The organism is Pseudomonas sp. ANT_J28 (assembly GCF_008370005.1).
Lineage (GTDB): Bacteria > Pseudomonadota > Gammaproteobacteria > Pseudomonadales > Pseudomonadaceae > Aquipseudomonas > Aquipseudomonas frigoris.
Genome location: NZ_VOBM01000001.1, coordinates 15783 through 38308 on the forward strand (window position 1 = coordinate 15783; position 22526 = coordinate 38308).

The 22526-nt window shown below is 60.2% G+C and carries 19 protein-coding genes and 2 pseudogenes; 6 read left to right on the forward strand and 15 right to left on the reverse strand.

What is annotated here, in order from left to right; all coding sequences use genetic code 11:
- The first annotated feature begins 81 nt into the window (after nucleotides 1-81).
- Nucleotides 82-828, forward strand: a complete 747-nt coding sequence (locus FQ187_RS00055; protein ID WP_149627917.1) for an SDR family oxidoreductase — start codon at nucleotides 82-84, stop codon at nucleotides 826-828.
- Between the two features lie 63 nt (nucleotides 829-891).
- On the opposite strand, the gene mapR is transcribed toward FQ187_RS00055, so the two are convergent.
- From mapR to FQ187_RS00070, 3 genes are all read right to left on the reverse strand, one after another.
- Entirely contained in the window at nucleotides 892-2301 is a 1410-nt protein-coding gene (mapR, locus tag FQ187_RS00060) for a GntR family transcriptional regulator MpaR (protein ID WP_149627918.1), read from the reverse strand.
- Nucleotides 2302-2371: 70 nt separating this feature from the next.
- Nucleotides 2372-3802, reverse strand: coding sequence for a cytochrome c oxidase accessory protein CcoG (ccoG, locus tag FQ187_RS00065; RefSeq protein WP_149627919.1), 1431 nt, complete (start codon nucleotides 3800-3802; stop codon nucleotides 2372-2374).
- Between the two features lie 195 nt (nucleotides 3803-3997).
- On the reverse strand, nucleotides 3998-4231 hold the full coding sequence (locus FQ187_RS00070) for a DUF3203 family protein (protein WP_149627920.1): 234 nt from the start codon (nucleotides 4229-4231) through the stop codon (nucleotides 3998-4000).
- 122 nt (nucleotides 4232-4353) lie between these two features.
- On the opposite strand from FQ187_RS00070, the gene FQ187_RS00075 reads away from it, so the two are divergent.
- Nucleotides 4354-4857, forward strand: coding sequence for an MgtC/SapB family protein (locus tag FQ187_RS00075; protein WP_149627921.1), 504 nt, complete (start codon nucleotides 4354-4356; stop codon nucleotides 4855-4857).
- On the opposite strand, the gene FQ187_RS29875 is transcribed toward FQ187_RS00075, so the two are convergent.
- Complete coding sequence (locus FQ187_RS29875; RefSeq protein ID WP_178122648.1) at nucleotides 4847-5011, reverse strand: hypothetical protein; 165 nt, start codon at nucleotides 5009-5011, stop codon at nucleotides 4847-4849. The two genes, FQ187_RS00075 and FQ187_RS29875, sit on opposite strands and share 11 nt — an antisense overlap.
- Before the next feature lie 229 nt (nucleotides 5012-5240).
- On the opposite strand from FQ187_RS29875, the gene FQ187_RS00080 reads away from it, so the two are divergent.
- Genes FQ187_RS00080 through glgB form a run of 3 tightly spaced genes read left to right on the forward strand, consistent with a single transcriptional unit; the run spans nucleotide 5241 to nucleotide 12852 of the window.
- Nucleotides 5241-7235, forward strand: a complete 1995-nt coding sequence (locus FQ187_RS00080) for an alpha-1,4-glucan--maltose-1-phosphate maltosyltransferase (protein WP_149627922.1) — start codon at nucleotides 5241-5243, stop codon at nucleotides 7233-7235.
- A gap of 41 nt (nucleotides 7236-7276) precedes the next feature.
- On the forward strand, nucleotides 7277-10618 hold the full coding sequence (gene treS, locus FQ187_RS00085) for a maltose alpha-D-glucosyltransferase (protein ID WP_149627923.1): 3342 nt from the start codon (nucleotides 7277-7279) through the stop codon (nucleotides 10616-10618).
- Between the two features lie 2 nt (nucleotides 10619-10620).
- Nucleotides 10621-12852, forward strand: a complete 2232-nt coding sequence (gene glgB, locus FQ187_RS00090) for a 1,4-alpha-glucan branching protein GlgB (RefSeq protein ID WP_149627924.1) — start codon at nucleotides 10621-10623, stop codon at nucleotides 12850-12852.
- 88 nt (nucleotides 12853-12940) lie between these two features.
- Here the strand turns inward: glgB and FQ187_RS00095 are convergent, their stop codons facing one another.
- On the reverse strand, nucleotides 12941-14014 hold the full coding sequence (locus FQ187_RS00095; RefSeq protein ID WP_149627925.1) for an autotransporter outer membrane beta-barrel domain-containing protein: 1074 nt from the start codon (nucleotides 14012-14014) through the stop codon (nucleotides 12941-12943).
- Between the two features lie 229 nt (nucleotides 14015-14243).
- Here FQ187_RS00095 and FQ187_RS29880 point away from each other — a divergent pair, with 229 nt between their 5' ends.
- Entirely contained in the window at nucleotides 14244-14387 is a 144-nt protein-coding gene (locus FQ187_RS29880; protein ID WP_178122647.1) for a hypothetical protein, read from the forward strand.
- On the opposite strand, the pseudogene FQ187_RS00100 reads toward FQ187_RS29880, so the two are convergent.
- The 10 genes and pseudogenes from FQ187_RS00100 to FQ187_RS00145 form a co-directional block, all read right to left on the reverse strand.
- A pseudogene (locus FQ187_RS00100) lies at nucleotides 14339-14667 on the reverse strand (autotransporter outer membrane beta-barrel domain-containing protein); the annotation flags it as partial. The gene FQ187_RS29880 and the pseudogene FQ187_RS00100 sit on opposite strands and share 49 nt — an antisense overlap.
- 49 nt (nucleotides 14668-14716) lie before the next feature.
- Nucleotides 14717-15085, reverse strand: coding sequence for a DUF6124 family protein (locus tag FQ187_RS00105; protein WP_149627926.1), 369 nt, complete (start codon nucleotides 15083-15085; stop codon nucleotides 14717-14719).
- Nucleotides 15086-15627: 542 nt separating this feature from the next.
- A pseudogene (locus FQ187_RS00110) lies at nucleotides 15628-15963 on the reverse strand (endonuclease/exonuclease/phosphatase family protein); the annotation flags it as partial.
- Between the two features lie 82 nt (nucleotides 15964-16045).
- On the reverse strand, nucleotides 16046-16804 hold the full coding sequence (locus tag FQ187_RS00115) for a PIG-L deacetylase family protein (RefSeq protein WP_149627927.1): 759 nt from the start codon (nucleotides 16802-16804) through the stop codon (nucleotides 16046-16048).
- Between the two features lie 120 nt (nucleotides 16805-16924).
- Nucleotides 16925-17584, reverse strand: a complete 660-nt coding sequence (locus FQ187_RS00120; RefSeq protein WP_149627928.1) for a glycosyltransferase family 2 protein — start codon at nucleotides 17582-17584, stop codon at nucleotides 16925-16927.
- Nucleotides 17581-18180, reverse strand: a complete 600-nt coding sequence (locus FQ187_RS00125; RefSeq protein WP_149627929.1) for an SAM-dependent methyltransferase — start codon at nucleotides 18178-18180, stop codon at nucleotides 17581-17583. The genes FQ187_RS00120 and FQ187_RS00125 overlap by 4 nt, the downstream gene beginning before the upstream one ends.
- Nucleotides 18177-18935: a PIG-L deacetylase family protein gene (locus FQ187_RS00130; RefSeq protein ID WP_149627930.1), complete on the reverse strand. Its 759-nt coding sequence runs from the start codon at nucleotides 18933-18935 to the stop codon at nucleotides 18177-18179. The genes FQ187_RS00125 and FQ187_RS00130 overlap by 4 nt, the downstream gene beginning before the upstream one ends.
- Entirely contained in the window at nucleotides 18932-19921 is a 990-nt protein-coding gene (locus FQ187_RS00135; protein ID WP_149627931.1) for an acyl-CoA dehydrogenase family protein, read from the reverse strand. The genes FQ187_RS00130 and FQ187_RS00135 overlap by 4 nt, the downstream gene beginning before the upstream one ends.
- Nucleotide 19922: 1 nt before the next feature.
- Nucleotides 19923-22082 carry a glycogen debranching protein GlgX gene (gene glgX, locus FQ187_RS00140; RefSeq protein WP_149627932.1) on the reverse strand — a complete coding sequence of 720 codons (2160 nt, stop codon included), beginning with the start codon at nucleotides 22080-22082 and terminating at the stop codon, nucleotides 19923-19925.
- Between the two features lie 114 nt (nucleotides 22083-22196).
- Nucleotides 22197-22514 (reverse strand): DUF2934 domain-containing protein, encoded by a 318-nt coding sequence (locus FQ187_RS00145; RefSeq protein WP_149627933.1) that lies wholly within the window; start codon nucleotides 22512-22514, stop codon nucleotides 22197-22199.
- Between the last annotated feature and the right edge of the window lie 12 nt (nucleotides 22515-22526).

Here is a 22526-nt window from a genome sequence, read left to right on the forward strand (position 1 = left end):
GATGTGAGCCCATGCAAAAGCCAGCGATGACGGTTATTCTTGCCCCCCGACCGCTAACGCTTGGAATGGGGGAAGTTTCGCATGGACAAAGTCATCGTCATCACCGGCGGCAGCCGCGGTATCGGCGCTGCCACAGCCCTGTTGGCCGCCGAACAAGGCTATCGGATCTGTATCAACTACCTGGCCGATGAATCGGCCGCGCAGCAGGTGCTGGAGCAAGTCCGCGCCCTCGGCGCCCAAGCCATCGCGGTGCGCGCTGACGTCAGCATCGAAGACGAAGTAATCGCGCTGTTCCACCGCGTGGACACTGAGTTGGGCCGGGTCACGGCACTGGTGAACAACGCCGAGACCGCCGGGCATAAGTCCCGAGTCGATGAAATGTCTGAATTCCGTATTCTTAAAATCCTCAGAACCAACGTCCTGGCGCCGATCCTCTGCGCCAAACACGCGATCCTGCGCATGTCACCCAAGCATGGCGGGCAGGGTGGCAGCATCGTTAACGTGTCCTCGGTGGCCTCACGCCTGGGCGCGCCAAGTGAATACGTCGACTACGCCGCCTCCAAAGGTGCGCTCGATACCTTCACCATCGGCCTGTCCAAAGAAGTGGCCGGCGAAGGCATCCGCGTCAACGCCGTGCGTCCTGGTTACATCTATACCGATTTCCATGCGTTAAGCGGCGACCCGGATCGGGTCAGCAAACTGGAATCGGCGATTCCCATGGCTCGGGGCGGGCGACCGGATGAAGTGGCTGAGGCGATTGTATGGTTGTTGTCGGACAAGGCTTCTTATGCGACCGGGACATTCGTTGACCTTGGCGGCGGGCGTTAACCTATAGATTCGTTGTTGTCTGATCTGGCCTCTTTGCGAGCAAGTCGTGACGCCATCAAACCTTCAGAACGACCGCACAATCCGTCCCAACGTCTCCATCGCCTTCTCGGCAGTCTCATCCCAGGGGCTGCCGTAATTCAGGCGAATACAATTCCTGAAGCGCTGGGTCGGTGAAAAGATCGGTCCCGGAGCGATGCTGATCCCTTGCGCCAACGCCATCTGAAACAACTTCAGTGAATCCATCTGCGGTGGCAATTCCAGCCACAAAAAGTAGCCGCCGGCCGGTTGGCTGACGCGAGTCTGCGTCGGGAAGTAGCGCGCGATAGCGGCGAGCATGGCGCTTTGCTGTTCTTCAAGGGCGTAGCGCAGTTTTCGCAGGTGCCGATCATAGCCGCCGTGTTGCAGGTAATCGGCAATGGCCGCCTGGGCCGGCATCGACGCGCACAGCGACGTCATGAGTTTCTGCCGTTCGATCTTCTGCGCATAGCGCCCGGCGGCGACCCAACCGATGCGGTAGCCGGGAGCCAGGCTTTTGGCGAACGAACCGCAGTGCATCACCAGCCCTTCGGTATCAAAAGCCTTCGCCGGTTTCGGCGCCTGTTGGCCGTAATAGAGTTCGGCGTAGACGTCGTCTTCGATCAGCGGCACCTGATGGCTGCGCAATAGCTCAACCAGGTCCTGTTTCTTCGCCTCGGGCATTGTCGCGCCCATCGGGTTCTGGAAGCTGGTCATGCACCAGACAGCCTTGATCGGGTGCCGTGCCAGGGTTTGCGCGAGTACGCCAAGGTCGATGCCATCGCGCGGATGCACAGGGATTTCCACGGCTTTGAGCTTCAGCCGTTCCAGTATTTGCAGGCAGGCGTAGAACGCCGGGGCTTCGATGGCCACCAGATCGCCGGGTTCGGTGACCGCTTGCAGGCACAGGTTCAACGCTTCCAGCGCACCGTTGGTGATCAGCAGTTCTTCCATGGGCAGCATCAGCCCGCCGACCATGTAGCGCAGGGCGATTTGTCGACGCAGTTGCGGGTTGCCCGGCGACATGTCGGTGACGACCATGCGCGGGTCCATCTCGCGAGCGGCGCTGGCCAGGGAACGGGACAGGCGTTGCAGCGGGAACAGGGTCGGGCTGGGGAAGGCCGAGCCGAAGGGTACGGTGTTCGGGTCCTTGATCGAGTCGAGGACCGAGAACACCAGTTCGCTGACGTCGACTTCGGTGGACTCGTTGACCTGACTGCTGATCACCGGCTCCGAGAACGGGCTCGGCGCGTGCGCGTTGACGAAGTAGCCGGAGCGCGGGCGAGCGCGGATCAGGCCGCGGCGTTCGAGCAGGTAGTAGGCCTGGAACACCGTGGACGGACTGACCCCGTAAGTCTGGCTGGCGTAGCGCACCGATGGCAAACGCTGGCCGGGGCCGAGAACACCGGAGCGGATCAGTTCAGCGATGTCGTCGGCGAATTTTTCGTAGCGTTTCATCTTGGGTCCGGATTGATTTCATTCTGGAAGACCGAGTCGCCTTCTTTCGCGAGCACCGCAGTCTAAGGGATCACCGATTCATCGGCGCAACAAACCGGCTCTTCGCCACGCTATAAATCTCTGGCTCATCACTGTCGACAATCTTGAAACTGATCGTCTGCGAACTGCTGCTCGGCCGTTCCGTGGTCATCGCCACCGACACCGGTACATCGACAATCTCGCCCGGTGCCAGGCTCAGTTCGGTCTTGCCTTGCAGCAGGAAGCCTTCGCCATCGACCAGGGTCACACGGTAATCCTGACGTTGCTGGGTCTTGTTGATGACTTTCAGGCTGTAGATGTTTTCGATCTGCCCCTGAGTGTTCTCGCGGAACAGGCCACGGTCCTTGCTCACGTCCAGCGACACCATCGGCCGCTCCACCAGCGCAAGGGCAAGCGCACCGATCATCACCAGCAGGACCGCGGTGTAGCCGATCAAACGCGGCCGCAACAAATGAGTCTTTCCACCCTGCAGTTGATGCTCCGAGGTGTAGCTGATCAGCCCGCGGGCGTAGCCCATTTTGTCCATGATCGAATCACAGGCGTCGATACACGCGGCGCAACCGATGCATTCCATCTGCAAGCCGTCGCGGATGTCGATGCCGGTCGGGCAGACCTGCACGCACAACTGGCAGTCGATGCAATCACCGAGGCCGACTTCAGCCGGTGCCACGTCACGTTTGCGCGGGCCACGGTTTTCGCCACGGGCCACGTCGTAGGAGATGGTCAGGGTGTCTTTGTCGAACATCACGCTCTGGAACCGCGCATACGGACACATGTGCATGCACACTGCTTCACGCAGCCAACCGGCGTTGATGTAGGTCGCGCCGGTAAAGAACAGCACCCAGAACAGGCTGACGCCGCCCATCTGCAAAGTCAGCAGTTCTTCGGCCAGCGGCCGGATCGGGGTGAAATAGCCGACAAAGGTCAGGCCGGTCAACAGGCTGATGGACAGCCACAAGGTGTGCTTGGCCGAGCGGCGGATCAGTTTGTTCAGACCCCAGGGTGCGGCTTGCAGCTTGATCCGCTGGTTGCGTTCGCCTTCGGTGAGCTTCTCGCACCACATGAAGATCCAGGTCCAGGAGCTCTGCGGGCAGGTATAACCGCACCAGACCCGCCCAGCGAACACAGTGATCGCAAACAGGCCGAACGCGGCAATGATCAGCAGCGCCGACAGCAGGATGAAATCCTGCGGCCAGAAGGTTGCGCCAAAGATGTGGAATTTGCTTTCGGCAAGATCCCAGAGCACCGCCTGGCGGCCGCCCCAGTTCAACCACACCGTGCCGAAGAACAGCAAAAACAGAAACCCCGCGCCGCTCATGCGCAGGGTGCGAAATAAACCGGTGAAGCTGCGGGTGTGGATCAGGTTGTCGCTGGACTTGGCCTTCATCTTTGGACGCGAAGGCTCATAGCTTTGAACGGACGGGGCACTTTCAACAATTCGGACGGGGATTCTATCGCTCATGGTCTTTCGCTCATCAGCCTCCATCAGGCCTGAGCACTATGAGCGGCGATCTGTTCGCATAACAGACTCACCTATTGCAATAAAAAGCGGATCAGATGGGCATTGATCCGCTGCTTGCGACAAGTTGATGCACCCGCTACGGCGGGACGCAAGCGCCTATGTCAAGCGTCTGCGGGTGTTGTTGATCCGGGTCAGTCAAATCACCGAATCACTGTCGGTGGCCTTCAAATGCTTACGCCCGTCAACTGCGCCTGCTACGGTCAATGCGTCGGCTTCTGCTTCGGTAATGTAGAAGCGCTGGCCATCAAGCTCCACCGCCGACATGGCTTTTTCCGAGTCGGTAATGATGGTGACGTCGGGACACAAACGAATTTCTTCGCCGTTCTCGGTAATGAAGAAGCAGGTCTGGTTTTCGATGCGCACAGTCATGGAGGCGTCCTTTTTTCTGCGGGTTATAAGGTGTTAGGGCACAGCCGAGGATCATCGTTCTGTGCAACCGATTAATGGTCGGCGCGGTCCATCCTGAAACGACCTTTAACAAGGAAAACGCCATGAACGCATGGTGGCATGAGGTTTGGGTGACCCTGCAAGCGGAGTTCGCCGACATTGGCGACGCTTCACAACTGACGCGCATTACCGTGCGCTTGCTGATGGCGGCGGTGTTGGGCGGGATTCTCGGCTTCGAACGCGAGCACAAAGGCAAGGCCGCCGGGGTCCGCACCCACATGCTGGTTGCCCTCGGCGCCGCGCTGTTCGTGCTGGTGCCGCAAATGTCCGGCTCGCAGGCCGATGCCATGAGCCGGGTGGTGCAGGGTGTGATCGCGGGGATCGGCTTTCTTGGCGCAGGGACTATTCTGAAAAACAACGAGGGCGACGAGGGGCACGTCAAAGGCCTGACCACCGCCGCGGGGTTGTGGATGACCGCCGCCATCGGCGTCTCGGCCGGGTTGGGGCGAGAGGCGACGGCGGTGTTCAGTACGTTGCTGGCGTTGGCGATATTCAGTGTGATGCCGAGGATCGTAAAAATGCTGGAACGCGATTCCCCTACGGTGTAACGATCACCGGCGGCATCGTCTCTGGCGGTTCTTCCCGAGGAGGCGGTGTGGTGCCGGGCGGGTCTTGCTCAGGCACAGGTGCAGGCTCGGTCGGTGGAATGGTCGGGCTGTCGATGTTTGGATCAGGCGTTTCGGCAGGGATCGGAATGCTCATGAATTCAACCTCCAGTGGCACATGGCGTAAGTCGTGCTTAAGTGTGTTGACCACCGTGTAAAGGAATTGATTCCCCCGAAGGCCCAGGCAAATCCTCGTGAACTTTACCGGTGCCTGTCGCTCGGAACCTAAGTGAGTTCATTCCGGGGCGGACGGTCCTGCGGGGTGACGATCCAGTGACAAGCCACAGACACAAGAGCGTCCATGGGGCGTAAAGGAGAGATGCTCGATGACTGCTGAAAAACCGACAGAGCTGAGCTACAACCCTCATATACCGCTGTCGCAGGCTTTACTGCTACCGCGCATCGCCATCGAAAACACCATGCCGACCCTCGATGGCGGGCAGTTCGCCGTCAAAGCCGTGGTGGGCCAGGACGTGGTGGTGACCAGCAAAGTGTTTGCCGACGGTCACGACAAGTTGGCCGTGCGTATACGCTCGCGTGCCGAGGGTGATGAGACCTGGCAAAGCGAAGTCATGACTGACCTGGGCAACAATGGTTGGCAGGGCCAGTTGCGGGTCGCGCGCCAGGGCCGTTATGTGTTTTGCATCGAAGCCTGGATCGATCAGTTCGCCAGCTTCTGTTATGAGCTGGAGAAAAAACACGCCGCCAGGGTGCCGATCAGCCTGGAGTTGCAGGAGGGACGAACGCTGGTCCAACAAGCCGCCGAACGCACCGAAGGGCAGCTGAGTGAACAACTGGCGACGCTGCACCATGAATTGTCGGGTCTGCTCGAAATCGAGCAGGTCGAGCTGTTTCTGCACCAGCGTAGCGCCGAGCTGATGGCGCAGGCCGATCATCGTGCCTATTTGAGCATCAGCCCTGAGTACCCGTTCGACGTCGAGCGGGACCTGGCGCAGTTCGCCAGTTGGTATGAATTGTTTCCGCGCTCGATCACTGACGATCCGGCCCGTCATGGCACCTTCAACGATGTGCATTCGCGGCTGCCGATGATCCAAGACATGGGCTTCGATGTGCTGTACTTCCCGCCGATCCACCCGATCGGCCGCAGTTACCGCAAAGGCCCGAACAACTCCCTGACCGCCGGGCCGGACGATCCGGGCAGTCCATATGCCATTGGCGGCGAAGAGGGCGGGCATGAAGCCATTCATTCGGAGCTGGGGAGCCGCGAAGACTTCCGTCGACTTGTCGCGGCGGCTGCGGAACATGGACTGGAGATCGCCCTCGATTTCGCGATTCAGTGTTCCCAGGATCATCCGTGGCTGACGCAGCATCCGGGCTGGTTCAACTGGCGTCCCGACGGCACGATCAAATACGCCGAGAACCCGCCGAAGAAATACCAGGACATCGTCAACGTCGATTTCTATGCCAGCGATGCGATCCCGAGTCTGTGGGTCGAGTTGCGCGACATCGTGGTGGGCTGGGTCGAGGAGGGCGTGAAGCTGTTTCGCGTCGACAACCCTCACACCAAACCGCTGCCGTTCTGGCAATGGCTGATCGCTGATGTGCGGGCGCTATACCCCGAGGTGATCTTCCTGGCTGAAGCCTTCACCACCCCGGCGATGATGGCGCGGTTGGGCAAGGTCGGTTACTCCCAGAGCTACACCTACTTCACCTGGCGCAACGACAAGTCCGAGCTGGCCACCTATTTCACCGAACTCAATGAGTCACCGTGGCGCGAATGCTTCCGGCCGAACTTTTTCGTCAACACACCGGACATCAACCCGGCGTTTTTGCATGAGTCGGGGCGCGCCGGTTTTCTGATCCGCGCGGCGCTGGCGACCATGGGCTCCGGTCTGTGGGGCATGTATTCAGGCTTCGAACTGTGCGAAGCGGCACCGGTGCCGGGGAAGGAGGAGTACCTCAATTCCGAGAAGTACGAAATCCGCCCACGGGACTTCAACGCGCCGGGCAACATCATTGCCGAGATCGCCCAGCTCAACCGCATCCGCCGGCAGAACCCGGCGCTGCAGACGCACCTGGGCTTGAAGGTCTACAACGCCTGGAACGACAACATTCTGTATTTCGGCAAACGCAGCGCCGATGGCAGCAATTTTATTCTGGTGGCTGTCAGCCTTGATCCGCTTAACGTCCAGGAAGCGAATTTCGAATTGCCGCTGTGGGAAATGGGCTTGTCCGACGACGCCAGCACCCAGGGCGAAGACTTGATGAGCGGTCATCGCTGGACCTGGCACGGCAAGTACCAGTTCATGCGAATCGACCCGGCACATCAACCGTTCGGGATCTGGCGGATTACCGTTTAACACTGGGTCACGGCGTTTCCAGTTTTCAACAGGAGTTTCAAATGGCGAAGAAACCCAAGGCTGCCACCTTTATCAAGGACCCGCTCTGGTACAAGGATGCGGTCATCTACCAGGTTCACGTTAAGTCTTTTTTCGACTCCAACAATGACGGGATCGGCGACTTTCCCGGTCTTATCGCCAAACTCGATTACATTGCCGACCTGGGCGTCAACACCATATGGCTGTTGCCGTTCTATCCCTCGCCACGGCGTGATGACGGCTACGACATTGCCGAATACCGGGGCGTACATTCCGATTACGGCACCATGGCCGACGCCAAGCGTTTCATCTCGGAAGCCCACAAACGTGGCCTGCGGGTGATTACCGAACTGGTCATCAACCACACCTCGGACCAGCACGCCTGGTTTCAGCGTGCGCGCAAAGCCAAACCCGGTTCGGCGGCGCGGGACTTTTACGTCTGGTCCGACGACGATCAAAAGTACGACGGCACCCGCATCATCTTTCTCGACACCGAAAAATCCAACTGGACCTGGGATCCGGTGGCCGGCCAGTACTTCTGGCATCGCTTCTATTCCCACCAGCCAGACCTGAATTTCGATAACCCGCAAGTCATGAAAGCCGTGCTCTCGGTGATGCGCTTCTGGCTGGACATGGGCATCGACGGTCTGCGCCTGGACGCGATTCCGTACCTGATCGAACGCGACGGCACCAATAACGAAAACCTGCCCGAGACCCACGACGTCCTCAAGCAGATCCGTGCCGAAATCGACGCCAATTACCCGGACCGCATGCTGCTGGCCGAGGCCAACCAATGGCCGGAAGACACGCAGTTGTACTTCGGCGACACCGACGCCAAAGGCCTGAACGGCGACGAATGCCACATGGCGTTCCACTTCCCGCTGATGCCGCGCATGTACATGGCGCTGGCCCAGGAGGACCGTTTCCCGATTACCGACATTCTGCGCCAGACCCCGGAGATCCCGGCCAACTGTCAGTGGGCGATTTTCCTGCGCAACCACGATGAGCTGACCTTGGAAATGGTCACCGACAAGGAACGCGATTACCTGTGGAATTACTACGCGGCCGACCGTCGGGCGCGGATCAACCTGGGCATTCGCCGCCGCTTGGCGCCGCTGATGGAACGAGACCGTCGTCGCGTGGAGCTGCTCAACAGTCTGCTGCTGTCGATGCCCGGCACGCCGACAATGTATTACGGCGATGAAATCGGCATGGGTGACAACATCTATCTCGGCGACCGTGACGGCGTGCGCACGCCGATGCAGTGGTCGATTGACCGTAACGGCGGTTTCTCCCGCGCCGATCCGGCTAGCCTTGTGCTGCCACCGATCATGGACCCGCAATACGGTTACCTGTCGGTCAACGTCGAAACCCAGGCCGGTGACCCGCATTCGCTGCTGAACTGGACCCGCCGCATGCTCGCCGTGCGCAAGCAGTCCAAGGCCTTCGGTCGCGGCACGCTGAAAATGCTGTCGCCGAGCAACCGGCGGATCCTGGCCTACACCCGGGAATTCACCGGGCCGGACGGCAAGCACGAAATCATCTTGTGCGTGGCCAACGTGTCCCGTAGCGCGCAAGCGGCGGAACTGGACCTGTCGGCCTACGTCGGCATGGTGCCGGTGGAGATGCTCGGCGGTAATGCCTTCCCGCCTATTGGTCAGTTGAATTTCCTGCTGACCTTGGCCCCATACGGTTTCTATTGGTTCGTATTGGCGGCGGAAAACCAGATGCCGAGCTGGCACGTGGAACCGGCGCAAAGCCTGCCGGACTTCACCACGCTGGTGCTGAAGAAACGCATGGAAGAACTGCTCGAAGCGCCGTCCCGCAACACACTGGAGCAGAGCATCCTGCCGAGCTGGCTACAGAATCGCCGCTGGTTTGCCGGCAAGGACGCGGCCATCGAACAGGTCAACATCGCTTACGGCGTGCGCTTCGGCGATCCGATGCACCCCGTGCTGTTGAGTGAAATCGATGTCACCAGTGGCGGCCAGACCAGCCGCTATCAGTTGCCGTTCGGCTTTATCTCCGAAGATCAGGTGGGTGCCGCGCTGCCTCAGCAACTGGCCTTGTCTCGGGTCCGGCGCGTGCGTCAGGTCGGTTTGATCACCGACGCCTTCAGCCTCGACACCTTTGTGCATACGGTCTTGCACAGCATACAAAGTAATTCCGTATTGCCATCCAGCGCGGGCGAGATTCACTTTGAGCCGACGTCGGAACTGGCGAAACTCGGTCTGACCGGGGAATCGGAAGTGCGTTACCTGTCCGCCGAACAGTCCAACAGCTCGGTGGTGATCGGCAACAGCCTGGTGTTGAAACTGATCCGCAAGGTCGCGTCTGGCGTGCACCCGGAGCTGGAAATGAGCGCGTACCTGACTCATGCCGGTTTCCGCAATATCTCGCCGCTGCTGGGTTCGGTGGTTCGCCGTGATCCGGCGGGCGAGGACAATCTGCTGATGATTGCTCAAGGCTACTTGAGCAATCAGGGCGACGCCTGGGAATGGACCCAGAACAACCTCGAACGGGCGCTGCGCGACGAACTGGCCGACGCCATGTCTGAGCAGGAGCAACACTACAACGCCTTGGGTGAACTGAGAGACTTCGCCAGCATGCTCGGTCAGCGTCTGGGCGAAATGCATCAGCTGCTGGCGGTGCCCAGCGACAACAAGGACTTCGCCCCGCAGGTCACTTCCCAGAAAGATGCCTTGGCCTCGGCCAAGGACGTGACGGCGCAACTGGAGTACGCGCTGAAGTTGCTCAAGCAGCATCAAAGCGAATTGAACCCGGCAGACAAAGCCTTGGTCAGTCGTTTGCTGGACAACAAAAAAGCCATCCTCAGCCATGTTCAGGAACTGGGCAAAAAAGCCGCCGGTGGTCTGCGCATTCGCGTCCACGGCGACTTGCACCTGGGCCAGGTGCTGGTGATCAAGGGCGACGCTTACCTGATCGACTTCGAAGGCGAGCCAGCGCGGCCGCTGCACGAACGACGGGGAAAACACAGCCCGTACAAAGACGTCAGTGGCGTATTGCGTTCTTTTGACTACGCTGCGGCGATGGCGATCAATGTGCACAACGTCGACAACACGGCCGATGCCCAAGCCGCTCGTCAACGTGTCGCTGATCGCTATTTAAATGAAGCAAGACAAGCATTTGTCGACGCTTATCGGCTGGCGGCAGCTAGTCTTGCTCATGCATGGCAAGATCCGGAAGGCGAGGACGCCGCATTGGCGTTGTTCGGCCTGGAGAAGGCAGCGTATGAAGTGGCCTATGAGGCAGAAAATCGCCCCACCTGGTTGCCCGTGCCGTTGCACGGTTTGTATGGGTTATTGAGAGGGCTTAAACCCTTTTCCGATCTTGGTGGAGAGTAGTCATGAGTTTCTCGAACAAGGAACAGGGTCACGCTAAAGAAGCGTTGCTGCCCAGATCGCGGGACATCGACGCGCTGGTACGCGCCGAACATCACGACCCCTTTGCAATTCTCGGCCCCCACGGCGATGGTGCCGGCGGGCAATTCATTCGGGCCTATTTGCCGGACGCCTTGAGCGTGCAGGTATTGGCCAAGGACTCCGGGGAGGAACTCGGCAACCTTGAGGCCACCCAGACGCCGGGCCTGTTCGTCGGGCACTTCGATCGGGCGCAGGCGTATCTGCTGCGAACCCGGTGGGCTGGCGGCGAACAGGTTTCCGAAGATCCTTACAGCTTTGGTCCGTTGCTCGGCGAGATGGATTTGTACCTGTTCGCCGAAGGCAATCACCGCGATCTCAGCGCTTGCCTGGGCGCGCAGCTGAAAACGGTCGACGGTGTCGAAGGCGTGCGTTTCGCCGTGTGGGCACCGAACGCCAAAAGGGTGTCGGTGGTGGGTGACTTCAACAACTGGGACGGTCGCCGGCACCCGATGCGCCTGCGTCATCCTACCGGCGTGTGGGAAATTTTCGTCCCGCGCATGCAAGCGGGGGAAACGTACAAATACGAAATCCTCGGTACCCACGGCATTCTGCCGCTCAAGGCCGACCCGATGGCGCTGGCCACCTCGCTGCCGCCGGACACCGCGTCAAAAGTCGCTTCGCCGCTGAACATCGAGTGGCAGGATCAGGAGTGGATGCAATCCCGGGGCGACCGTCATCGGGTGAGTGCTCCGCTGTCGATCTACGAATTGCACGCTGGCTCGTGGCAATGTGAGCTGGATGATCTGGGCGAGGTCGCCCGCCAGTACACCTGGCATGAGCTGGCCGAGCGGCTGATTCCTTACGTGAAGGATCTGGGTTTTACCCACATCGAGCTGATGCCGATCATGGAACACCCGTTCGGCGGGTCCTGGGGCTATCAGTTGCTGTCGCAATTCGCCCCGAGCGCCCGCTACGGTACGCCGGATGACTTCGCCGCGTTCGTCAATGCCTGCCACCAGGCCGACATCGGCGTGATCCTCGACTGGGTGCCGGCACATTTTCCGACCGATACCCACGGCCTGGCGCAATTCGACGGCACCGCGCTGTACGAATACGGCAACCCGCAGGAAGGCTTCCATCAGGACTGGGACACGCTGATCTACAACCTGGGTCGCACCGAAGTGCACGGCTACATGCTGGCCTCGGCGCTGCACTGGCTCAAACATTTCCACGTCGACGGTCTGCGGGTCGATGCTGTGGCTTCGATGCTGTATCGCGATTACTCGCGCAAGGCCGGCGAATGGGTGCCGAACCGTCACGGCGGTCGGGAAAACCTCGAAGCCATCGACTTCCTGCGCCATCTCAATGACGTGGTCGACCTCGAAGCCCCCGGCGCGCTGGTGATTGCCGAAGAATCCACCGCATGGCCGGGTGTCAGCCAGGGCACGCAACAGGGCGGACTGGGCTTCGACTACAAGTGGAACATGGGCTGGATGCACGATTCGCTGCACTACATCCAGCAGGACCCGGTGTACCGCGCCCATCACCACAACGAACTGAGTTTCGGTCTGGTGTATGCCTGGTCCGAGCGTTTTATCCTGCCGATCTCCCACGACGAGGTGGTACACGGCAAGCACTCGCTGATCGACAAGATGCCCGGCGACCGCTGGCAGAAATTCGCCAACCTGCGCGCCTACCTCAGTTTCATGTGGGCGCATCCGGGCAAGAAGCTGTTGTTCATGGGCTGCGAGTTTGGTCAGTGGCGTGAGTGGAACCACGATCAGCAACTCGACTGGTACTTGCTGCAGTACTCGGAACACAAAGGTGTGCAGAAACTCGTCGGCGATCTTAATCGGCTGTATCGCGAAGAGCCGGCGCTGCATGACCAGGACGACGCGCCGCAAGGCTTCCAGTGGTTGATTGGTGATGATGCAATCAACAGCGTCTACGCCTTCATGCGCTGGAGCAGGGATGGGCGGCCGGTATTGGTGGTGGCTAACTTCACGCCGGTGCCGCGTGAGGGTTATCGCATCGGCGTACCGTTTGCCGGGCGTTGGACCGAGGTGATCAACAGCGATGCTGCCACCTACGCCGGTTCGAACTATGGCAACAGCGGCGGGGCGTTTACCGAGGAAGAGCCGAGCCATGGCCAGGCACTCTCGTTGGTATTGAACCTGCCGCCGCTGGCGGTGTTGATGCTGCGTCCGGAGGGTTGACCGAAAAGATCGCAGGCTTCGCCAGCTCCTACATTGGGTCGGTGTACCTCCTGTAGGAGCTGGCGGAGCCTGCGATCTTTTGATCTTTCTACCAACGCATCCGCACCCCCAAACTCCCAATCAACCCGTTCAAATCATTCTCATCCACACTACTGCTGTAGTCGGCGCTGACGTAGAGACTCACGGCGGGCGTCACTCTGGCCACCAAGCCCAAACCCACTTCGACGGTCGATGAATAGCGGCTGCTGCTGATCTTCTCGACCTGATCGAGGTTCACGGTATCGCTGGTGTAGACCGTGTGCCACACGTTGGTTCGCACATAGGGTTCGACCCCCAGGCCGTTGATGTCGTAACTACCTTTCAACCGTGCACCGACCCGGCCGCTCCAGGACGTCAGATCGCTGGACGAGGCATTGCCTGACCCGGCATACGGGGTGTCCAGGGTAATGCGTTGATTGATCAATTGCGCCTGGGGTTCGACTACCCAGTGATCGCTAAGGCCAATGGGGAAACCACCTTCTACCGACAGCGTCACCGCGCTGCCCTCGGTCGCTTGTCGGGCGCCCTGGTCATTGCGGGTATAACCGTTGAGCCGGCCGCCGCTGGCCGTCAAATCCACGTGCCAGCCTTGTGGCCCGGTCAGACTCCAGTAAGCGCCGAGGCTTTGGCCTTCGAGGTTGAGGGTGTCGTTGCCGGGGTCAGCAAGGGCGGGGCCGGTCAGCAGCCCGTTGCTGTTGCCTTGTAACTGAGTGATGCCGCCAACCAGTCCGACCCGCTGGGTATGACCGCTACCGCTTTGCAGAGTCAGGATCGCCGGACCTTTGAATTCGCTACTGCCAGGGATAGCAAATCCCTGAGCCAGAACATCGGTTTGCGCCTGCCGTGAGGCCTGTCCATACACCTGATCCCAGGCCGAAGGCGCAGCGTCCTCGATGGTCAGGCGCGAACTTCGTGGATCGGAGGCGGCGCTGAAACGGCCGGAGGAGGGGGCGGAGAAAGTGACGGCGGGTAAAGTCATGACCGGAACATCCTGACGATACCAAGGCGTGGTTTCATCCTCTGCCGGCCCTGCCTGTACTTCCATGGACGAGCACAGGAGTAGTGAACTCGAGACAGTGCAAAAAGTAACTTTGATCTCATGTTGGGTGAAAGAAGTTTTCATGGAGGTCTACCTTGCAATCGCGTGCGGTATCTCGCTCTGGCGTCTCTCCTACCCCGAATGAGGGGCGACCGAATATAGTGGGGCAAGCCTCTGGCCGCCCGATTTTGCGGGTGTCTCGGGATTTGCCCCATGGTGTATTTCCGGGGGTAGTAACGTGTAGCTAAGAAGACCCTTGACATCGCGTCAAGAAAATGGCCGATAAATGGTATGTGTATTTTAGGACTTGCAAGTGACTGATTTACGCCGCACATCTAAGGTCTTGTTTGTTCGAAAAATCGTCAAAAAATCCGCGTTCCAGAGCGGTTTTGATAGTTGGCTACCGGTCTACCAACTCACCCTGGCACCGACATTTGCGGCCGTTGCGCGCAGCTGATTGCTGTCGATATTGCTGGTGTAGTCGACTCCGCCATACACGCTCACGGTTTTCGCGAGGCTAAGCACAAAGCCGACACCGAGGTCGGCCGATGACGATTTTTGCTCGGTATCGATCCGGTCCGCGCCGTCGAAGGTTACCGAGTCGGTACCGGAAAGGGTGTGCCACAGGTTGGCTCGTATATAGGTTCCAGTGGTCGTCCACTGACTTGGTAGCGGCCTTTGAGTCGAGCGCCGAGGCGACCGGTCAAGGCACCGTCGGAGTCGAAAGAGACCTTTGAATGCTGCTAAACAGCGATGACGCAGGCGCCCTCGCTACCCGCCTGGCGACTACCCAGGCTTGTGGTTATCCAGTACTCGATTGACCGCTAACTCACCCAACATGATCATCCTTTGCAGCACCAGCATCGTTTGGCGTCGTGGGCCATCCGTCAAGGCGGTGAGATCGTTGACCATGGCGCTGGCTGATGCCAACGATTCGCAGGCATCGACGAGCAACGTTTCGTCATCCACCGCTGCGTCGATGGTGAAAATGGTGCTGGGCTTGTAGGGCGGTATCTGCGTTTTCGACGCCCCGGGGTTGAGGTAGAAGCTGAGTGCGCGGTCGGCCGCCTCTTTCATTTTCTTGGGGTCAAGATCAATAAAGGCGTCGTAGGGTACCGGACCGGTATTAGGGGGGTTGGGCGTTACCTTGAACATAGTTAGAACTCCTTATGCCGTGAATAAGAGCCAACCAACCTCGCTACCAAACGAAGGGTGGTGGCCATACGCAGGTTGGTAGACCGGGACATAAGGAAACCGGCGCACCCGAAGGTGCCCTGCGCATGACCACCATAGTGCCGAGACGAAAAAAACGCCGCGAATGGTGATGCTGTGCATTCCTTATATCCGGGCTACCAAACCCGATCACTGTTTTGCAGTGACCAGCAAACGATATAGCCCGGCATCAAGCCGCACAAGCCGGCGGATTCTGGCGCACGTGTAGGTAACGACGCAAGGCGTTGTAGCCGTTAGGTCGTAACACCGAGTGTCTTTAAACGCGTCCGCTAAACGCATGAAAGCGTCTGAAAATTCGAGGAAGCGTCCGACATTAAGTGCGATGCCGGTTGATTCGTCGACGACGTCTTTGGTGCGCCGTACGTTTTCGAAGTTGCGCATGTGTGTGTGACGGTGGGCCAGCCCGCAGTGCGGTTGCCCCATAGGCGCAGGCCGGCACAGCAGTCTACGAAGCTAATGGCGTTTCAAAGATGCACTTCCACCGCCAATGGCAAGTGATCCGACAAATGCGTCCAGGGCTTGTGCCCCAGTATTCGCGGCTCATGACTGCTGGCGTTGCGCAAATAAATCCGATCCAGGCGCAGATGCGGAAAACGCGCAGGATAGGTTTTTGCCGGGCGACCGTGGTGGCGCTCGAAGGCTTCATGCAGATAGTCGCGTCGGGCGAGGGCAGTGTTGCCTTGCAGCTGCCAGTCATTGAAGTCACCGGCGATAATCACCGGCGCATCGTCGGGCAAGGATTCGAGCAGTTGGCACAGTAGCTGGAGTTGCAACTGGCGATGGCTTTCCAGCAGACTCAAGTCGGGCCAACCCTATGACCCGAAACTTGCGCTTGCCCGGTGAGGGTCAAGACGGTATCTACAGGCTGCTACCAGCGCTACGTCAGACGAAGACAATTTCATAAGGCAACCGTATCCGCTCCAGAAGCACCGGGGGCAGCAGCGGGGCGAGGCCGATGGCCGGCTCGCCGTCGAGCTGGCTGGCATAGGCGTGGGTGGCGTGGCTTTTGCGCGCGACGGTCCAGGTGTCCAGGCGAACCTTGCGCGCGCGATGCCACGGGATGAGCCCTCGATCACGCGTTGGCCAGTGCCAGGCCCAGACCGGTACTTCGTTGAACGCCACCCCGACCATGGCCGCGGCCTTGACGCTAGCCCGGCCGACGGCGTCATGGTCGACAATGCCATCCTCGCGCCAGGTACTGAACACCACATCCCCGGGGCGTAAATAACGGGCAATGAACTGAGTCATCTGAAATTCCCGTTCAGCCAGGGCGTTGTCGGTGAAGCCGCCACGAATCCATTTGAGGCTGTGCATCGGCAGCCCAAGCCGGCGCAAGGCTTCGAGGCTTTCCTGGGGGCGGAACACGCTCAAGCGTTTCTCCGACCACTGTTGCGAGCCCGGATGGCTGGCGCTGCCGTCGGTAATCGAGATTAACTGGAGCGGATGTCCCAGGGCGCTGAGCAACTGCAGCAGGCCGCCGCAGGTCACGACTTCATCGCCGGGGTGTGGAGCAATCACCACGGCGCGTGCGCCGGCGGGGACCAGGGTCTGAGTACTGATGACAGGAATGTTGTCCAGTTGCGGGGCGCTGTTCCAGATTTGTACTGCCAGGCTGCTTTCACTGATGGAGACCGATTTCATGGCTACGTCCTTGTTCTCGTTGATAGCAATGTGCAGCGCTCCAAACCCTGGATTGCCGCGAGCAGAGTATTGCTCATGTCACGCTATTCGTCGCCTCGGCGTTCCCTCCGGTACGTTTTTTTATCCGACCTGCACCATGTCCCGCAAAAAATCACCAAATCCTCCCCGTGCGCGGCTGTCCAGTCGGGCACTCGTGAGCACCTGCGGACGCTGGCTCCAGGCAATATTCGCCCCGCAGCGCTCGAGTTGTCGCACCAGTTGTACATCTTCGTCACTGGCCAGCGGTTCGAAACCACCGGCACGCCGGTAAGCCTCGGCACTGATGCCCAGGTTGGCACCATGGATATGACGATGACCTTCTCGGGCCTGGTAGTGCTGGTGATAGCGAATTTGCGCCGACTCATCGAATGACGCGTGCCAAGCATCCACCGTGACTGTGCCGCAGACCGCGTCGGCACCGAGGTCCAGTTGCGCCACCAGCCAGTCCTTGGTAACCCGGCTGTCGGCGTCGGAGCAGGAAATCCAGCGCACCCCCCGATCCAGTAGAAACCGTGCACCCGCGGCGCGCGCCTGGCCGACATTACACGCCTCGATCGCCAGGCTGTGCACCGGATAGCTGTCAACAATCTCTGAGGATCGGTCAGTGCAACTGTCGAGCACCACCAGCACCAGGACCGTTTCACCCTCCAGCCGTTCATGGCACGCGGCGCGCAGGGCGGCCCGTATGCACTGCTCGATCAACTCTTCTTCGTTATGCGCCGGGATCAAAATGCCAATCATCGCAAGCCCTCCAGCGCGGCCACGGAGCGCGGTTCACGGCTCCAGAGTTCCAACAGGAAATCGGCCTCCTGATGCAGGACCAGGCGCGGCAAGTGCAACTGTTCGTGAAGCAGGTCATGGACCTGCCGGGCGTTCAGCGGGCAGCCATCGATCGGTGGGCGCCAGTGGCAGGCCAGGAGCTGGCCGTCGGTGGTCAGTGAGCGGGCGGCGTGTTCGATCAGGCGCTTGAGGTCTTCGGCATCCAGGTAATAACCGACTTCGCTGAGCACGATCAGGTCAAACTGCTCCTTCGGCCAATCCCCCGGCAGACGGCTTTGGCGGACTTCGGCATGGTCGAACAGACTCAGACGAGTGCGAGCCAGCGCCACGGCGGCGGCTGCCGTATCGCAACACAACAGGCGATCGCAGCGAGTGGCCAGATCAGCGCTCAGTTCCCCGTTGGCACAACCGGGTTCGAAGATCGCGCGGTAGTGCGGTCGGGGCAGTGCAGCCAGCGTTATGGCGCGTTTGCGCTGTTCGTACCAGCGCTGACGGAACGCCCAGGGATCGTCGTTGCCGGCGAACAAGCCGTCGAAATAGCGATCCTCGATGCTCATACAAACACCACTTCAAACGGTTGCAGTAACCGGTCCAGCACATACGGTGCCAGCACCGGTGGCAAGCCGATTGTCGGGTCGCCCTCCAGTTGGCTGGCGAAGGCATGAATGGCGTGACGTTTGCGCGCCACCAGCGCCGGGGCCAACAGAATCTTTCGCGCCCGGTGCCAAGGCACGAAACTGTCTTCGGGGGTTGCCCAGTGCCAGGTCCAGACGGGCAGCTCATGCAGCGTCGCACCGACCCGTTTCGCCGCTTCGGCACTGGCACGCCCCACCGCCTCGTGATCGCAATGGCCGTCTTCACGCCACGTGGTAAAGACCACATCGTTGGGCCGCAGATGACGTTCGATGAACTCGCACAACTCGGCTTCCCGTGCCGCCACCTGACTGTCGGCGAAACCACCGCGCAGCCATTTCAGGCTGTGCAACGGCAGGCCGAGACGGCGCAAGGCCTGGGCCGATTCCTGCGGGCGGACCGCGCTCAGGCGTTCCACCGGCCAGCGCTCGGAACCGGGATGGCTGGCACTGCCATCGGTGACGGAGATCAGTTGCAGCGGCCGGCCGGCTGCAGCGAGCAATTGCAGAAAGCCGCCGCACCCCAGCACTTCGTCATCCGGATGGGGCGCGATGATCACGGCGCGCGAGCCTTGCGGCACCAGCGTCAGGATGTCGGTCACTGGCAACTGCGCCAGATGGCTTGAGGTTTGCCATAAATGCAGAGGCGTTCCCTGGCCGACAATCGGATTGGTTTTCATAGCGCCCATGTCCCCGAAAGTACTTTCTGCCCAAGCGCTGCAAGATCCCGTTCGGCGTGGCTTTGACGCAGGAACACCGGCAGGTCGGCGATCAAACGGGCGAACTGTCGATCTTTGCAATAGGGGCCCGCGCCGAGGGCATGGCCGACGTGCAGCATGACCTGTTCGACAGCGTGTTCCACCACCGCCCGGGCGCGCAGGGCCAGCAGTTCGGCGTCGTCCAGCGCAGCGGCGTCGATCATCAATGCGCTGACCCGCAATACCTCGGCGGCAGCATGCAGCGCACTGTCGACCGCGCCCAGGTGGGCGAGGGCGTGGGGTTCTCCAAGTTGAGCGCAATGGCTGCGCAGGCGTTCGGCGATGCTCTGTGCCGCGCCGTACCAGCAAGCGGCAATGCCGATTCCGCCTTGCCAGAAGCCGGGACGTTGCAGGTAATCACCGGGGTTGCCAATGGCTTGTGCTTCGGCGCCTTCGAACAGCACCTCGACGCTGCCGGTGGCACTCATTCCGACGGCTTCCCAGCCCTGATCCGTAACGGTCACGCCGGGTTGATCCAGCGCCACCGCAACCAATTGCTGCCGGTCGTGATGATCCCATGCCGTGAGCAATGCATGACTCAACACCGAAGCGCCTGAACACCAGGCCTTGCGCCCATTCAACACAACCATCGGACCTTGCGGCCTGACTTGCACGCGCGCTTGCGGTGGTTCTGCAGCCCAAATGCCCCACGTGCTGGAAGGCGTCGGTGAACCGCCGAGTTGCTGGATGATCGCCAAAGCGTCGGTATGGCCTTCGTACAACTTGCACAACCCCAGATCATGACCGCCGACCTCGGCCAGGCGCTGAAATCTTGCCAGTGTCTGGCCACCGCCGGGCAACGGAAGCTGATCAAGACCCGCCTCAACCAGCGCCCGCAGGCACCGGCCTAACGCCTGAGTGTCGGCGTAGTCCGCTGGCTGACGCTGGAGAAATCCCTGAAGGTCCATTTCACTCTTCTTCCTCATGCTGCAATTCGAACAGCAGCAGAGAACGACCGGTGACGGAATATTCGTGTCCGAACTCGAAGCGTTCCTGCCCGCGAATCGACGGTTGATTGGTGTCGATCATGCACGTCCAGTGATAGCCGTCAGGTACTTGCGGCAAGGTGAAATTGACGATGTCGTGGTGCGCGTTGACCACCAGCAACAGGGTCGCGTCACCGCCCTTGCGGCGGATACCGGTTTCCTGGGCGCGGCCATCGAGCAGCATGCCGAGGCAGCGACCATGGCCTTCCTCCCATTGTTCGATGGACATTTCGCTGCCATCCGGCGCGAGCCAGGTGACGTCCTTGACGCCGATGTCCTCGTTGTAATTGCCCACCAGGAACCGACCACGACGCAGGATCGGGTAGGCCAGGCGCAACTTGATCAGGCGTTTAACAAACTTGAGCAGGGCTTTGCCGTCTTCGCCCAGGTCCCAATTGACCCAACCGATCTCGCTGTCCTGGCAATAGGCGTTGTTGTTGCCTTCCTGGGTGCGGGCGAATTCGTCGCCGGCCACCAGCATCGGCGTGCCTTGGGACAGCAGGAGCGTGGCAAAGAAATTGCGCATCTGCCGCTGACGTAGCTCATTGATCTCGGGATCGTCGGTCGGGCCTTCGACGCCGTGGTTCCAGGAGAGGTTGTTATTGCTGCCGTCCTGATTGTTCTCGTCGTTGGCTTCGTTGTGTTTGTCGTTGTACGACACCAGGTCGTTGAGGGTGAAACCGTCGTGGGCGGTGACGAAATTCACTGAGGCGTACGGCCGCCGGCCACGCTGATTGAACATCTCGCCGGAGGCGGTCATGCGACTGGCGAAGTCCGCCAGTTGGCCGTCGTCGCCTTTCCAGAACGCACGCACGGTGTCGCGGAATTTGTCATTCCACTCGACCCAGCCGGGCGGAAAGTTACCGACCTGATAGCCACCGGGGCCGCAATCCCAGGCTTCTGCAATCATCTTCACCTGACGCAGCACCGGGTCCTGACGGCAGGCCACAAGGAAGCTGTGACGTTCGTCGAAGCCATCGTGGTAGCGCCCGAGAATGGTCGCCAGGTCGAAGCGGAAACCGTCCACGTGCATTTCCGTAGCCCAGTAACGCAGGGAATCGGTGACCATTTGCAGTACGCAAGGGTGACTCAGGTCCAGGGTGTTGCCGGTGCCGGAATCGTTGATGTAGAAGCGCTTGTCGTCGGGCATCAAGCGGTAGTAGGAGGCGTTGTCGATGCCGCGCATGGACAGGGTCGGGCCTTGCTCATTGCCCTCGGCGGTGTGGTTGTAGACCACGTCGAGGATCACTTCAAGATTGGCTTCGTGCAGGTGCGCGACCATCTCCTTGAACTCGTCGATCTTGCCGCTGGCCAGGTAGCGCGGGTCGGGGGCGAAGAACGCGATGCTGTTGTAGCCCCAGTAATTGGTCATGCCTTTGTGCAACAGATGCTGGTCGTTGACGAAGGCGTGAATCGGTAGCAATTCCACAGTTGACACGCCGAGCTTGCGGATGTGTTCCAGCACGTCATCGACCATCAACCCGGCGAAGGTGCCACGCAGGTTCTCGGGGACGGAAGGGTGACGCATGCTGATGCCGCGCACGTGAGTTTCATAAATGATCGTCTTGTCCCACGGCACGCTGACCCGATGGTCGCGGCCCCAGGTGTGAGCCGGGTCGATCACCTTGCACTTGGGCACGAAGGGCGCGCTGTCGCGTTCATCGAAACTGAGGTCGGCGTCGGGGTGGCCGATGGTGTAGCCGAACAACGCTTCGGACCATTTCAGCTGGCCGACCAATTGTTTGGCATAGGGGTCGATCAGCAGTTTGTTGTGGTTGAAGCGATGACCGTTGGCCGGGTCGTACGGGCCATAGACACGGTAGCCGTAGATCATCCCCGGATGCGCGTCGGGCAGGTAGCCGTGGTAGATCTCGTCGGTGTATTCCGGCAGTTCGATGCGTTCCAGTTCGACCTCGCCGGCATCATCGAAGATGCACAGCTCGACCTTGGTGGCATTGGCGGAAAACAAGGCAAAGTTGACCCCCAGGCCATCCCAGGTCGCGCCCAGTGGGAAGGGCAAGCCTTCACGGATTCGCGAGGCCTCGACCTGAGGTTCTGGCGCGGCTTTTTTTGGATTGGTCATAGTTGCTCCTGCAAAGGGGGGACGGTTCTTGGCTCTGGTTTTTTTTGAGGGCGAGCGAGCCCTCGGTGGCGAGAAGGCTCGCCACGAGGTCAATCAGGACACAGGTGAGAGGCGTCAGACAGCGGGCGGTTTACGCGCTGCTCGAGGCTTTTTCTCGGTGGCTTTTTCGCCCGGCGGGATGACCTTGGAGGCAGCGGCGGGCTTGGCTTTGGTTTTTGGCTCCGCCGCCTTGCCATTGGGTTTACTGGCTGGGGCCTTGGCGGCGGCGGTTTTGCTGCCAGCGGCTTTTGGCGATTTGCTCGGTGCCAGGGCTTCGGCTTCAGCCAGTTTGCGGGCCATCTCCCAGTGGCGAGCGTCTTGACCCTCGGGTTTTCCTTCCGATTCCCAGATCTGATAGGCGAATTCGCGGATGCGTTTATCGTTAGTGCTCATCGCAATGCTCCT

Excerpts from the sequence above, each read along its gene's own strand:
- FQ187_RS00055 (WP_149627917.1), top strand. The coding sequence starts at position 82 with ATGGACAAAGTCATCGTCATCACCGGCGGCAGCCGCGGTATCGGCGCT.
- mapR (WP_149627918.1), bottom strand. The coding sequence starts at position 2,301 with ATGAAACGCTACGAAAAATTCGCCGACGACATCGCTGAACTGATCCGC.
- ccoG (WP_149627919.1), bottom strand. The coding sequence starts at position 3,802 with ATGAGCGATAGAATCCCCGTCCGAATTGTTGAAAGTGCCCCGTCCGTT.
- FQ187_RS00070 (WP_149627920.1), bottom strand. The coding sequence starts at position 4,231 with ATGACTGTGCGCATCGAAAACCAGACCTGCTTCTTCATTACCGAGAAC.
- FQ187_RS00075 (WP_149627921.1), top strand. The coding sequence starts at position 4,354 with ATGAACGCATGGTGGCATGAGGTTTGGGTGACCCTGCAAGCGGAGTTC.
- FQ187_RS29875 (WP_178122648.1), bottom strand. The coding sequence starts at position 5,011 with ATGAGCATTCCGATCCCTGCCGAAACGCCTGATCCAAACATCGACAGC.
- FQ187_RS00080 (WP_149627922.1), top strand. The coding sequence starts at position 5,241 with ATGACTGCTGAAAAACCGACAGAGCTGAGCTACAACCCTCATATACCG.
- treS (WP_149627923.1), top strand. The coding sequence starts at position 7,277 with ATGGCGAAGAAACCCAAGGCTGCCACCTTTATCAAGGACCCGCTCTGG.
- glgB (WP_149627924.1), top strand. The coding sequence starts at position 10,621 with ATGAGTTTCTCGAACAAGGAACAGGGTCACGCTAAAGAAGCGTTGCTG.
- FQ187_RS00095 (WP_149627925.1), bottom strand. The coding sequence starts at position 14,014 with ATGAAAACTTCTTTCACCCAACATGAGATCAAAGTTACTTTTTGCACT.
- FQ187_RS00105 (WP_149627926.1), bottom strand. The coding sequence starts at position 15,085 with ATGTTCAAGGTAACGCCCAACCCCCCTAATACCGGTCCGGTACCCTAC.
- FQ187_RS00115 (WP_149627927.1), bottom strand. The coding sequence starts at position 16,804 with ATGAAATCGGTCTCCATCAGTGAAAGCAGCCTGGCAGTACAAATCTGG.
- FQ187_RS00120 (WP_149627928.1), bottom strand. The coding sequence starts at position 17,584 with ATGATTGGCATTTTGATCCCGGCGCATAACGAAGAAGAGTTGATCGAG.
- FQ187_RS00125 (WP_149627929.1), bottom strand. The coding sequence starts at position 18,180 with ATGAGCATCGAGGATCGCTATTTCGACGGCTTGTTCGCCGGCAACGAC.
- FQ187_RS00130 (WP_149627930.1), bottom strand. The coding sequence starts at position 18,935 with ATGAAAACCAATCCGATTGTCGGCCAGGGAACGCCTCTGCATTTATGG.
- FQ187_RS00135 (WP_149627931.1), bottom strand. The coding sequence starts at position 19,921 with ATGGACCTTCAGGGATTTCTCCAGCGTCAGCCAGCGGACTACGCCGAC.
- glgX (WP_149627932.1), bottom strand. The coding sequence starts at position 22,082 with ATGACCAATCCAAAAAAAGCCGCGCCAGAACCTCAGGTCGAGGCCTCG.
- FQ187_RS00145 (WP_149627933.1), bottom strand. The coding sequence starts at position 22,514 with ATGAGCACTAACGATAAACGCATCCGCGAATTCGCCTATCAGATCTGG.